Consider the following 12,341-nt stretch of genomic DNA (forward strand, 5'->3'; position numbering starts at 1 on the left):
CTTAGTGACGGGAGTAGCTCTGCCATGTTTGGGAGTTGCGCATCCCCAGCCGATACATCTGCTGTTCCATGACCTGGCGCAGGTCGTTCTCTGACAGGACGCTGCCCTGCACGGTGACGTTGACGACGACAGTCGTGCCAGGCGTGCTGCGGCCGCCACCGGCTGCGGTGAAGCCGCTTGTGGCGCCGGGGAGATCTGCCGAGCCGGTGAGGTCGCCGGTGAGGTCTTTGACGGCGTCAATGGCTAGTTGGCTGTGAGTGTCGATGCCTGCGGCGATTCCCTCGGGGATGCTCCGCCCGACGTGGTCGGCGAAGACCTTCGAAGGAGAGTTGATGCCGAGAAAGCTCTTCGCGGCCTCCAGCGCATCGTTGGCGAGGTCTTTGAGCTTGTTCTTGAGGAAGTTCCATCCCAGGCTGAGGCCGCGCGCAATGCCGTTGATGATCTCACTGCCGACGTTGACAAATTCTCCGGCTTTCTCCTTTGCGGAGTTCCATGCGTCAGACAGGCCATTCTTGACCGATGTCGCTATTCGGCCGATGAAATTGAAGACGGCACCCGAGGCGTTTTCGACCGGCCCGACGATTGCGTCGCCGATCCAGTTCCAGACGGCGCGGGCGTAATTCATAAGGCTGCCCCATGTGGCCGAGAGCCAGCCCCAGACTGCGGTCCAGACCGTCACCAGGGACTGCCACATGTCGTACATCGGGTTGATGATCGCCCATTTGATCACGTCCCAGGCGAACCTTGCGGCTGGGACGATTACGCTGCTCCACATCCATGAGAGAAAGTCCCAGACCGCATTCCAGGCTGCGGTGGCGGTGCCGATAATCTCCTCGTGGAAATGATTCCAGATCGCAATAATTACAGCCAGGACTGGAAAGAAGATCACAAGCAGCAAGGGCCACCATTTCGCGAAGAAATCGTGGATAGAATCCCAGACCGTCGTCGTCACCGAGGCGACGGCATTCCAGGCGGTCTCGATCGCGTGCCACACCGCAGCTGCGGCATCGGCCAGCGCGTGCCAGGTCGCCTGCATGGCCTGCCACATGGCGAGGCCTGCCTGCTTCACACCGTCGAAGGCCGCCTGGACGATGTTCCGGAACGTCTCCGAGTGCTGGTAGGCGTAGACGAGGCCGATGGCGAGGGCCGCGAGCGCGGTGACGACCCAGACGATCGGACTGGCCTTCATCACCAGGTTCAGGGCGGCCTGAGCCCCGGCCATGATCTTCGAAGCGCCGGCGGCGAGCTTCTGCCCGATCTCGAAGTCACGGACGGCGGTCGTCGCCGCCGACAGGCCCAAACCGATGTCCCGGATTCCCCTGACAGCGCCGACCACCGCTCCGGTGGCGAACGACAGGACAGCGGCGGACAGGACGCCGGCGATGACCGCGGCCAAGGCCTCGACCACAACCTTGTGCTGCATGAAGAAGTTGAGGGAGGAAAGGACGACGGGGATCAGCTTGGTGCCGAGCGTGATCGCGGCCGTTTCCAGGCGCTCCTTCAGCTGGGACATCTGGAAGTTGAAGGTCTGGGTGATCTCTTCCCAGCCGTGGATGTCCTTGCCGGTCTCCTGCCCGGCCTTCCCCACCGTTTTGACGTTCTTCTGGAAATCCGCCATGGACTCGCCGCCGAGCATGAGGGCGGTGTTGAGGCCGACGGCGCCGCCCATCATTTTCTTCATGGAGGCGTTGAAGGTCTCTTCGGCGGGCCCGCCGTTCTTGAGCTGCTGGTTGAAGCCCTGCGACTTGTTGATCAGCGTGGCGAACTGGGCCGCCAGATTCGCCTGATCCGTCGGCAGCCCCTTCAGCTGCTGACGCCAGTCACCCAGGGAGATCTTTCCGGCCTCGAACTGCTGGGCGACGTCCTGCAGCGACTTCGGCATCGCCGCGAGCATCGCGTTCGCGTCGGCGGCGGCCTGCTTGCTGGTGTTGAACGTGTTGAGCAGGACCGTGCCGGACGGCCCCATGTGCTCCAGGATGGTCTTCTGCAGCAGGTCGATGGTGCCGGTGAGGCCGCGATCGCCGAGCTTGGTGGAGATGTCGATCGAGCTCAGGCCGAGGCGCTGCATCTCCTGGACGGCCACGTTGTTGGGGGCCTGCAACGCGCGGATGCTGAAGGCGAGTTCCTGTGTCGCCTCCCGGGCGCTCGTGCCGTGGTTGGTCAGCGTGGCGATCGCGCCGCCGACCTGGTCGAAGCTGACGCCGGCCGCGGATGCGATGGGCAGGACTGTCGACAGGGAGCCGGCGAACTCGCCGAAGGTGGTCTTGCCGGAGCCGACTGCGGCGACCATCTGGTTGGTGATCGTGGTGGCCTGGTCGGCGCCCAGGTGGTACGACTTCAGGGCCGAGGTGACGGCGTTGGAGACCTCGGCGAGTGGCGCCTGTTCGGCGCGGGCGCCCTCCGCGGCGGCCTTGAGGACGGTCAGGCCATCTGCGCCGTGGAAGCCGGCGGACTCCACCAGGTACATGCCGTCGGCGAGTTCTTTGGTGGCCGTTCCGGTGTCGACGGCGAGCTGCTTGACGCCCTCCGAGACCATGTGGAGGTTGGCCTGGGACTCGCCGGCGGTGGTGGTCAGCTTGACCATCGAGGCTTCGAAGTCGCCGGCCATCTTGATGCTGACGCCGGCGACGGCGACGCCGGCCATCGTGGTCGCCGCACCGATCTTCGACATGACGGCGCCGAGCCCGCCCATCCGGGTGACGAAAGACTCGCCTTCCTCGGACGCCGTTCGCAGGCCCGACGTGAACGGGGCAGTCTCCATCCGCAGGATGGAATACAGGTCGGCGACCTCGGCCATGCCCGCCCCCATTCGTGGTCAAGGGGATGGCGGGTCAGGTCAGATGTGCGGCCACGGAGAGCGGAACACGGTCTGGACGACCTGAGGGAGGACCACGGCGCGGACGAAGCGCACCGCGGGGCTGAGGAACGGATAGACCGCGCCGTTGCGGAGCCCGGTCTCCAGGTACAGGCCGTACCTGCTCGACGCGGTTCGGCCGTAGGACGGGACCTGGCCCGGCATGGTGCCGACCTTGAGCTCCCAGCCGGTCGCGACCCGCACTGGAGTGGTGCGGGTGATGGAACGCCGCAGCGTCCCGGAGACGACGGCGGGGCCCGATCCCGGCCGGGCCGGGGTGCGGGTGCCGTGCGCGTGGGACCCGGACGAGGCGTTGATCTTGGCCTGCCGCTCGACCGCGTCGCCGAGCTGCAGCAAGGCCTCGCGGGCCTTCACCTCGGCCGCCGCGCCGATCGCGGTGAACAGCTCCGTGAAGACGCCCGGTCTCAGCTCGGGCATTGCCTCACCCGCCCATCTGCCGTCGCTGCGCCGCCTGCGAGCGCTCCTGATTGGCACGCTCCTGGTCGGCGATCAGGCCGAGGAAGTCGGCGCAGTAGCGGCGCACGTAGGTGGGTGTTGCCTGCAGGTCGTCCCACGACCAGTGCATGCGCCGCATCAGCAGGAAGTCGGCCCACTCCGCCGGGGCGGCCCCTGAGCCCCACGTCTCGTCGAGGATCGACTCCACCGGGAGAAGAACATCCTCGAAGTAGGGGCTGCCGGGGCCTAGCGGGGGTTTGCGGCGTTGCCGATCTCCTCCGCCAGGCGGTTGACCACGGCAATCGGCAGCCGGGCCACCGTCGCCGGGCTCGGGTCGCCGAGCGGCTGCTGGCCGGTCTCCTCCAGACGGGCCAGCAGGTCGCCGAGGTCGCCGCCGTGGACAGCCTCAGCCGGCAGGTCTACCGCGGTGGCGTCGTACATGCCGCGCCAGGCGACGATGAGGCGGGCGAAGACGGCGTACGTCGCCTCGCGGGCCGCGTCCCGGTCGACGGGTTCGCCGTTGGCGTCCGTCTCGATGGGGTCGGGTTCCAGCATGGCCGGCGGGACGAGGCGGGGGTTGCGCAGGAGGATGCTGGCGTCGTCGCCGACCTCGGGGAAGGTGACGAGGATGAAGCGGTCGCGGTAGCCGGACATGAGGGCTCCAGGGGTGAGGGCAGGGCCGAAGGGGTGGGGGCTAGTAGGCGGTGGTCTGCCAGTTCTGCAGGACGGCCTGGACGGCGCCGCCGTCGGTCGTGTTGTAGATCCCGACGATGCTGAACTCGGCCTGCGAGTAGGTCCCGCCCAGGTCGCGCTTGCCCTTCAAGTAGCCGGACTTGGACATGGTGATCGACAGGGACTGCCCGCCCCGGGCGACGGGCTGCTGCAGGGCCGCGGTCGTCGCGGTCTGCGTGTAGTTGAGGTACAGGTTCAGATCGGTCTGGTTCTCGAAGATCGCCTTGTACGAGCCGTCGACTTCGATGGCACCGGCGAAGATCTCCCTCGGCGCCTGCACCCCGTCCGAGCTCTGGATCGCCTCGACTGCCCTTTTGATCGTCGCGTCGAGGGACAGGCCTCGGGTCGACGTCGACCCGGCGTTGGTCATCAGCCAGCTCCAGCCCAGCAGCGGGTCGAACGTCGAGAACGTCGGCGTCGCCGTGCTCTGCGTGGTCGACGGCATCGACATGGCCTTCACCGACACCTGCAGTGCGCCCTTCGGGTCGACTTTGAGCTGCAGGTCGGACCAGCGCACGTAGGTGCAGCTGATGGTCTGGGTGGTGTCGAACAGGGTCAGGGAGTACGTCGGCAGCGCCGAGGTGGACTGCTTGAAGGTGTGCGTCGTCGGAGTGGTCACCGCGGCGCTGGAGGCGTGGGCGATCGACAGGCCGACCCGGTTGGCGCCCGTCTTGCCGAGCACCGTGGTGACGTTGCTGGTGTAGGGCCCGCTGCCGGTCGCGGCGCCGTCCGTCCAGGCGTACTCGGTGTTGGTGGAGGTGTCGATGCGGATGACGGTGCCCGCCGGCAGGGACACGGCGGTCTGGATGCTGGTCGCGCCGATGCTCGTGGACGCCGACAGGGTGGTCGTGGTCGCCGCGGTGACGGTGTCCGGGCCGATGACGCCGGCCAGGAAGTGGCCGATCAGGTCCGGGTAGGCCTCCAGGTCCAGCGACCAGGTGGCGTGCACCGTGCCCTGGTAGACGCCCTGCAGCACGGTGTCGTTGCCGCGGATCGACTCGTCTTTGATCTCCTGGAAGGCGTCCTCGAACTCGCCCTTCAGGAACGGAATGCCGACGGTCGGCGCCACGTACGTGCCGGCGACGGACTCCTTGGCGAGGCCGAGTGTGGCGAGACGGGAGAGCTGGGTCACGGCGCGGTCTCCTCACCGGGCGAGGCCTGCCCGGTGGCGGCCTTCCTGCTGGTCTTCGCCGGCGCGGGTGCCGGCTCGTCGGGTACCGGCTCGAAGCCGGCGATCGGGGTGGGCCAGTCGACGACGGCACCCGGGGCCACGGTGGCGGGGATCGCCGGGACGTCGACCGGGGAGTCGTGGGTGGAGCGCTGCAGCATGAGAGGTGCCCTCCCGGGCCTAGCCGGTGATCTCGATGTCGTCGGCGTGGTAGCTGATCTGGGCATGGAACTCGGCCTCCGACGGCACGGTCGTCGCCGGGTCGTCGAAGCGGACCTCAAGCCAGTGCGGGTTCTCGGCCACCGAACGGAACCGCCCACCATGCGACTTGTCGCCAGGGAAGCCGCCGATGCGGGTCAGGACGTCGTCCACGGCCAGGTCGAAGGCCCGCTGGTCGGCCTCGCTGCTGCCGGTGCCCGACGACAGCGGCCACACCAGCTTCAGCAGGAACTCGTAGCCGGCCATGCGGCGCACGTTCGCGAACCGTTCTTCGCGGATCGAGCGCCGCAGCACGTAGATGTTGGAGCCGCGCCGGCCCGGCGTGCGCGGCATGTAGGCCTGCACGTTCTGCCACCGGCCGCCGTTGACGGTCAGCAACGCCGGCAGACCGTCCCCGAAGCTCTGCAGCCAGGCGGCCTCACGATCTACCGCATCAGAGGTCGACACCGGCCATCACCTGCGCTTTCGGCGTTTCGTGTGCCAGCCGCGTGCACGCCGGCGAACCAGGGTCACCCGCCCGTAGCGGCGGTGCACCGAGCGCGTGTTGCGCCGCCGGTGATAGCGGATCTGCAGCGTCTTGAACGCGGCGCTGCGCCCGGTCGTCCTGGGGCGCTTGGCGCGCGGCCGGTGTGCGGCGGTGCGGCGGGTGCGGGCCGTCTTCGCGTGCTTCTTCGCCGCGGGGCGGGTGGCCCTGCGGGTGGCGGCGGTGAGGTGGTGGCGTGGGTGGGAGACGCGGGGGGCGGTGCGGCGGGTCCAGGCGCGGTGGCGGCCCTTGAGCTTCGCTGAGATCTTCGCTCGGGTGGCTTCCGAGACCCGATGCCCGGGGTGGTGACGGCCTTTGAGCTTCGCTGAGATCTTCGCTCGGGCTGCGGCCGAGAGTTTGTGGCCGCGGGGGTGCCGGCCCTTCAGCTTCGCCGCGATCTTGGCTCTGGCCTGGGCGGACAGCGGATGCCCCTTGTGCGGGTGCGCCTTGCCGCGCATCCGGGCCGACATCTTCGCCCGGGCGCCCGCCGACAGCTGCCGCTTCTTCCCGGCCACGGGTCACCGCCTTGTGTACGGGGTGAGCATCTCCAGCGCGTCGGCCCGCAGGGCGTCCGGGTCGTGCCCGGACCGGCCGTCGACCGGGTCGAGCTGCTTCACGGCCATCGACGCGGCCATGTACTGGCAGGCCTGCACCAGGTCTGCGGGAACCGTCGCGTATCCGCCCGAGTACGTCACCAGGATCGTGGTGCCGGCGGGTACGAACGTGCCCAGCTGGAAGCGCACGTGACCGGTGTCCGGCTCGAACTGGAGGGTGGAGACGTCGACGATCTGCGTGCCCGAGTAGGAGCGGGCCAGGGACACGCCGGTCACCGATCCGGACCACATTTCCGGGTAGCGGGCCGGGAATTCGCGCACCCAGAAGTGTCGGACGAGCAGGCTCGATCCGAGGGACTGGGCGCGGGAGAATCCGAGCTGCGCGGTCGGGTCGAGTGGCACGTAGGCGTCGAGGGCGTCTTCGACGTCCATTGCCTCGGCGCGCTGTGTCTCCATCAGTCCGGTGAACGGGGCCAGGCGCCGGTCGCAGGCGGATTCGCAGGCACGGGTGGCCTGCAGCATCAGGTTGGACTTGGCCTGCGTTGAGTAGCCGGACACCAGGTTGGCGAACGGCCCCTCGGTGAAGTTGGCGACGGAGGCGAGCGGTGTCGGGCTGTCGGTCGGCATGGCTCGGCACCGCCTATCCGCCTGGGGTTGCCGGGGTGTTACTCGGAGACGGCCTGCTGGCCGGTGGCCCTGCGGGTGTACTTGCGCTTCGGCGCCTCGGTGACTTCCTCCGGCTCCTCGACGACCGCCTCAGGGTTGTCGTCGGCGGGCTCCTCGGGAACCTCGGGGTCCGCACCCGGGTCCTCTCCGGTGTCCGCGGTGAGCGGCAGATGCGGCACGTGCTCGAAGCCGGCGTCCCGGATCGCCAGCAGCTCCACCGCCAGGTCGTCGGGGACCTCGACGACGTCGTCCGGTGTCGCCCACGTCAGCCCGCCGGGGGCCGAGCCGGGTGCGCTCTGCTTGCGCAGCTTCATCAGTGCGATCCCTTCCTGGGGTTTGTCCGACGGGGCCCGGCCGCAGCAGCGGGCCGGGCCCTGGGGCGGCCTACAGCGAGGCCGACATCCGGCTGAGACGGCCGACGTACTTCGGGCCGCGGACCGCCAGGGTGGTGTCGGTCACGACCGCGAACGGCAGGGTGTCCGGGGCGCTGACGGTCGGCGCGAGCGGGATCACCTGCATGTCGCGGGTGTAGGGGCGGACGAGGAAGTTCTCGTCGCGCGGGATCAGGTAGATGTCCTCCATCGCCGAGTTGCCGGTGCGAGGCAGGGCGCCGGTGTTGCCGCTGACGTACGCGGCCGGGCCGGTGTTGCCGGAGGAGTTGGTGAGGAGGTTGGTGCCGGTGTCGACGATGCTGGTGACGGCGGCGCCGGTGGTGTCGAACGCGTCGACGACGCCGACCAGGGACTCGGTGCCGGTCGCCGTGGACCGGTACACCTTGTACAGGATCGGGGCTGCGCCGTCGGGCAGGTTCGACGGAGTCGAGAAGCTGAGCGTGACGGTGCTGGTCGAGCCGGTGGTGGTCTGCGACACCTCCGCCGCGGCAAGGGTCTCACCGAAACGCGCGACGACCGCCGAGACCCGGTAGTAGTACGTCGCCGCGGCCAGGGTCCCGCCGCTGGTGGCGGTCGCGGTCGCGACGGTGCTCATCTGCGCGGTGCGGGTGGACAGGAACGACGACTTGACGATCGGGATGTCCCTGTACGTCGGGACGTTGAGGCCGGCCCCGATGACGGTCGTCGGCGCGGCGAAGCGCTGCTGCGGTACGAGGGACTGGCTGACGGCGGACGCCATGCGCGGGGACATGACGAACATCCAGTCGGAGCCGATCGGCATCGCGGCGTTGGTCTCGACGAGGTCGATGAGCTGGTCGAGGTAGTGCAGCGCGAAGGAGTTGTTGATGTCGAGGGCGTTCACGTAGGCGTTGGATCCGCTGCCGGCGGTCCAGTTCGACACGAGGGTGTCCAGGCCGGAGCTGATCGGGTACACGCCGGAGGCGGTCGCGGCGTCGTTGCCCCAGATGAAGGCGTTCTCGACCGTCCACAGCATCGACGACATCGTGCCGTCGAGTTCGAGCTGGCGCAGGTCACCGACCAGGTCCCGGGAGACGGTCTGCGCGTAGCCGGTGACGGAGCCGACGGCCTGGTACAGGCGGATGTTGAAGACCGCCTGCTCGTAGGTGCTGTTGCCGATCGGTCGGGCGCCGCCGTCGATGACGCCGCCGGAGTCCGGCCTGGCGGTGCGGCGGTTGAAGAAGTACTGGGTCGAGCCCCACTGCTTGCTCGGCAGGGCCGCGAGGAGCGGCGCGTACCGGCGCTGGTACTCCAGCAGCAGCGGGCTGATGGCCTTCTGGATGAGCGGGGAGATCGTACCCGCGGTCGTGATGGCTTCCTGCAGCTCGTTCGGCACCGGAAGCTCCTCCTGTCATGCGAAAGCCCCGCCGGTCGAGCCGGGCGGGGCGAGGTCTGTGGGGATTGGTGGGGCTGCCGGTGCTAGGCGGCGGGTGCGGGGGTGACGCCGAACTCTCCGAGCAGGGCGGAGGCGCGACCGGCCCAGAGTTCGTCGCGGGAGTCCTCGCCCTGCTCGGATTCGCCGACGCGGTAGCCGCGGCGCCCGGGGGTGCCGAACTCCTTCAGGAGCTCCTCGCGGAGCTCGTTGCGGATGGCGGCCTTGAGGGCGTCGCGCTCGCTGACGACGTCGGCGGCCGGGGACGGGGTGGCGGCGGTCTCGGCGACCGCGCCGGCGGCCGGCTTGGTCTCCTTCGCCGCCTTGGCCTTGTCCCTCTTGCGGGACTCCTTGAGCGCCGTGGTGACGGGCTCCAGGTGTTCCTTCAGGGCGGCGCCGAACAGGGCGCCGAGCGCGGTGATGTCGTCGTCGGTCAGGGACCGGGCCGGGGCCGCGGTCTCCTGGGTGATGGGCTCGCTCACGGCGGGCTCCTCCTCAGGTGTGATGGGTGCGGCCTCGCCCGGGTCGGGCAAGGTGGTTTCGGAGAGGGCGGGTTCGGCCGGTGCGGCCTCGGCGACGGGGGCCGGCGTGGCGGGCGCGGTCTCCGCCTGATCGCTGTCACTGTCGGCCTTCGGGGCTCCGTCGACGTCGATGTCGGCGTCCATGTCCGGGTCCATCGCGGCCAGGGCGTCACAGGCCGCCTTCATGGCGGCGGCGGTGATGACCCGCAGCTCGGCGGGGTCGATGCCGCAGGCCCGCAGGGTGAGCGACACGGGCCCGTTGTAGGCGTCGACGCAGAACCCGGCAGAACCGGCGGGCCCGTCGGGGTAGTACTCGCGGACGTCCGAGTAGCGGGTGGCGGCCTCGGTCATGGCACCGTCGTCCTTCCAGGTGGTCGGGATGAGGGCGGCGAGGCCGAGGGCCGTGGCCCGCTTGAGGATGTGCCGCCGGATCGCGTCGCGGTCGGCGCCGCCGCGGCCGACGGCGCGAATCGCCTTGCGCAGGTCGGCCTTGTTGCGGATCGGATAGGAGCCGTCCGGCATCGCCTTGCCTTGGGCGGCGAGCTGGCGGCGCCGGCGAGTGCCCGGTGTGGCGGCTTCGGTGACCGCCTCGACGGTGACCTCGGCGGACTCGCTGATCGCGGTACGGTCCGCCGACTCCGAGGTGCCCTGCGCCGCGTACGTCGCGGAGGCGATCCGGGCCCCGAGGACACCGGGCGTCGCCGTGAAGTCGACGGAGTCGATGTCCAGGTCGTCGCCGGTGGTGACCTGCCGCCCCTCGTAGGCGGTCCGCTTCACGGGCCCGACCCAGTAGCCGTGAATGCTGACCGAACGCAGTGCCGGCCGCTTGCCGGTGACCAGCGCGGCGATGTCCCGTCCGTGCGCGGTGTCGTACAGGTCGCCGGTGTAGGTGGCGGACCCGTCCTCCTCCACGGTCACGGCGGTGACCCGGCCGACGATCCGCGCGGAGTCGTCGCCGGCGTCGTGGTGGGTGCGCATGGTGATCGGCAGGGCGTCGGTGTCGGCGAGCCGTTCCTGCATGCGCTTCGCGGCAGCGGCGATCAGCTGCGGGGTGTAGAGGCGGCCGTTGCGGGAGACACCGGGGGTGAGCATCGTGCCGGAGATGGTGGCGATCGTGCCGGGCATCAGCGGCCCCTCCCTGTCTGCCGTAGCGGCGGGGTGACGGTCGGGCGGGCCCGTCGGGTACGGGCGGATCCGAGCAATCGCAGGATCGCGGCGCGCACGTCCGGGTCGTGGTCGATCGCCTCAGCGAGGGCGGCCCGGAACGCGACCTGTTCGACGTCGCCGGCAGTAACAGCCCGGGGCCGTTTGGGGCGCTCGTACACGGCTACCTGCCTACGACCGAGCCGGAGAACGTCACCGCGGTGGGCGAGCCGGTGGTGGACCAGCCGAACCGCGCGGTGCCGGTGAGGACGGCGGTGGCGATGCCGGTGCCGGCCGGGAAAGGGCCGACCTGCACGCTGGTCGCACCGGCCGAGTTCAGGGCCGACGACGTCCACACCCGGTACCAGGTGCCGTCGGCGCCGAAACGGTCGAGGAAGAACGTGATCGTCGGAGTCGTCCCGCCGGTGAACGAGCTCAGGGTGATGTCGATGGCCAGGCACGACACCGACGCGGTCGAGAACGAGTTACCGACGACGTTGGCGGCGGCCTGCGGCACCAGGACATAGGTCAGGAACGACGTCACCGACGAACTCGCCGAGGCGTCGACCTTCATCGCGCCGGCGGAGGTGAGGGCCAGGGCGGTGCCGGAGCCGTCGGCAATGCTGACCGTGGGGAACGTGGGCACCGGTCCTCCTTAGGCGGGTGCGAGACAGCAGCGGCAGTTCGGGTGCTGCGGCAGCATGGGTGTCGCCAGCAGCGGATAGGGACTGCCGGCCTCGGCATCGGAGCAGGCAGTGCACACGCGCCCGTCCCCGGCGCTCAGCCACAGCACGGACTGGCGGCCGGCGGCGTGGTAGGCCGACAGCTGGCCGAGGCCGTAGGCGGCGGACACGGCGACGTCGGCGGCGACCGCCATGCTGCGCCCGGATCTGGCGGCGGCGGTGGCGGCATCGGGGCTGTCGGTGTCGGCGAGGATGCGGCCGGCGTGGCGGGCGGTGGCGGTAAGGGCCGTGGTGAGGGTGGCGGCGGCGGTGAGGTCGGCCTGGGTGTCGGTCAGGTCGGCGCCGGAGACGGCGTCCTCGTCGTAGTCGCTGTCGTCGCCCGGGTCGGCGTCGGTGAGGTGGCGGCCGGCGGCGTAGCCGGCTCGGTGGGCGCGGATCGCGGCGGTGCGGATCACGGTCCGGGTCCGGGTGAAGTCGGTGGCGGCGAGGACGGCGAGGACGGCGGCCGCGGCGGCCTCGCGGTCGTCGGGGCTGGCGCTCTCGGCCGCCCACCAGTGTGCGGGCCGGGCGAGAATGAGGTCGGCGGTGTCGGCGGCCCACGCGGCGGCTATGACGTCGTCGGCGGTGCGGTGCAGGGCGAGGCGGCGGGCGTAGACGGGCCGCCACGCCCCGTGGGGGGAGGCCAGCTGAATCGTGGCGTCGGGCACCGCGACCCCCTCAGCCGATCTGCTTGGCGATGAGCGGGGCGATGTCCTGCGCCCGGGTGGGGTGTCCACCTCCCACGGTCCTCACCTCCTAGGCGGGGAGCGGGGCCAGGAACTCGTCCGGGCGGGGCAGGCCGAGGCGGGCCATGTAGATCTCGACTTCGCCCGTGGTGGCGAAGTGGACGGGCCGGCCGTCGCGGTGGGTGTACCAGCGGCATTCGAAGCCGCCGAGGTCGTCGGGGTCGGTGATCTCGTCGAGGCCGCGGCTGGGTGGCGGTGGGTAGTGGCTGCGTTCGCAGTCCCGGGCCAGGGACGGCACGGGCTTGGCGGTGCCGC

Annotated in this window: 15 protein-coding genes; all 15 read right to left on the bottom strand. The window is 70.1% G+C overall.

Features of this window, described 5'->3' with window-relative positions:
- Nucleotide 1: 1 nt before the first annotated feature.
- Entirely contained in the window at nucleotides 2–2,797 is a 2,796-nt protein-coding gene (locus tag ACFYUY_RS01285; protein WP_387896924.1) for a phage tail tape measure protein, read from the bottom strand.
- 39 nt (nucleotides 2,798–2,836) lie between these two features.
- Nucleotides 2,837–3,292 (bottom strand): hypothetical protein, encoded by a 456-nt coding sequence (locus ACFYUY_RS01290; protein WP_387896925.1) that lies wholly within the window; start codon nucleotides 3,290–3,292, stop codon nucleotides 2,837–2,839.
- Between the two features lie 4 nt (nucleotides 3,293–3,296).
- Nucleotides 3,297–3,518 (bottom strand): hypothetical protein, encoded by a 222-nt coding sequence (locus ACFYUY_RS01295; RefSeq protein WP_387896927.1) that lies wholly within the window; start codon nucleotides 3,516–3,518, stop codon nucleotides 3,297–3,299.
- Nucleotides 3,519–3,556: 38 nt separating this feature from the next.
- Nucleotides 3,557–3,964, bottom strand: coding sequence for a hypothetical protein (locus ACFYUY_RS01300; protein WP_387896929.1), 408 nt, complete (start codon nucleotides 3,962–3,964; stop codon nucleotides 3,557–3,559).
- Between the two features lie 40 nt (nucleotides 3,965–4,004).
- Nucleotides 4,005–5,174: a phage tail tube protein gene (locus tag ACFYUY_RS01305; RefSeq protein WP_387896930.1), complete on the bottom strand. Its 1,170-nt coding sequence runs from the start codon at nucleotides 5,172–5,174 to the stop codon at nucleotides 4,005–4,007.
- Entirely contained in the window at nucleotides 5,171–5,371 is a 201-nt protein-coding gene (locus ACFYUY_RS01310) for a hypothetical protein (RefSeq protein WP_387896932.1), read from the bottom strand. The genes ACFYUY_RS01305 and ACFYUY_RS01310 overlap by 4 nt, the downstream gene beginning before the upstream one ends.
- 19 nt (nucleotides 5,372–5,390) lie before the next feature.
- Nucleotides 5,391–5,876, bottom strand: coding sequence for a hypothetical protein (locus ACFYUY_RS01315; protein WP_387896934.1), 486 nt, complete (start codon nucleotides 5,874–5,876; stop codon nucleotides 5,391–5,393).
- A 6-nt stretch (nucleotides 5,877–5,882) separates the two neighbouring features.
- Nucleotides 5,883–6,467, bottom strand: coding sequence for an NUMOD3 domain-containing DNA-binding protein (locus tag ACFYUY_RS01320; protein WP_387896936.1), 585 nt, complete (start codon nucleotides 6,465–6,467; stop codon nucleotides 5,883–5,885).
- Between the two features lie 3 nt (nucleotides 6,468–6,470).
- The gene (locus ACFYUY_RS01325; RefSeq protein ID WP_387896938.1) at nucleotides 6,471–7,133 is read right to left on the bottom strand and encodes a hypothetical protein; all 663 of its coding nucleotides are present in this window, start codon (nucleotides 7,131–7,133) and stop codon (nucleotides 6,471–6,473) included.
- A 38-nt stretch (nucleotides 7,134–7,171) separates the two neighbouring features.
- A complete protein-coding gene (locus tag ACFYUY_RS01330; protein WP_387896940.1) occupies nucleotides 7,172–7,486 on the bottom strand; it encodes a hypothetical protein in 315 nt (104 codons plus the stop codon).
- 70 nt (nucleotides 7,487–7,556) lie between these two features.
- A complete protein-coding gene (locus ACFYUY_RS01335) occupies nucleotides 7,557–8,918 on the bottom strand; it encodes a hypothetical protein (RefSeq protein WP_387896942.1) in 1,362 nt (453 codons plus the stop codon).
- Nucleotides 8,919–9,001: 83 nt separating this feature from the next.
- Nucleotides 9,002–10,600 (bottom strand): hypothetical protein, encoded by a 1,599-nt coding sequence (locus ACFYUY_RS01340; protein ID WP_387896943.1) that lies wholly within the window; start codon nucleotides 10,598–10,600, stop codon nucleotides 9,002–9,004.
- Nucleotides 10,601–10,802: 202 nt separating this feature from the next.
- Complete coding sequence (locus ACFYUY_RS01345; protein WP_387896945.1) at nucleotides 10,803–11,264, bottom strand: hypothetical protein; 462 nt, start codon at nucleotides 11,262–11,264, stop codon at nucleotides 10,803–10,805.
- A 9-nt stretch (nucleotides 11,265–11,273) separates the two neighbouring features.
- Nucleotides 11,274–12,008 carry a hypothetical protein gene (locus ACFYUY_RS01350; protein WP_387896947.1) on the bottom strand — a complete coding sequence of 245 codons (735 nt, stop codon included), beginning with the start codon at nucleotides 12,006–12,008 and terminating at the stop codon, nucleotides 11,274–11,276.
- 88 nt (nucleotides 12,009–12,096) lie between these two features.
- On the bottom strand, nucleotides 12,097–12,324 hold the full coding sequence (locus ACFYUY_RS01355; RefSeq protein ID WP_387896948.1) for a hypothetical protein: 228 nt from the start codon (nucleotides 12,322–12,324) through the stop codon (nucleotides 12,097–12,099).
- Nucleotides 12,325–12,341 lie beyond the last annotated feature (17 nt).

It is taken from the genome of Kitasatospora sp. NPDC004745, assembly GCF_042873275.1.
Taxonomy (GTDB): domain Bacteria; phylum Actinomycetota; class Actinomycetes; order Streptomycetales; family Streptomycetaceae; genus Kitasatospora.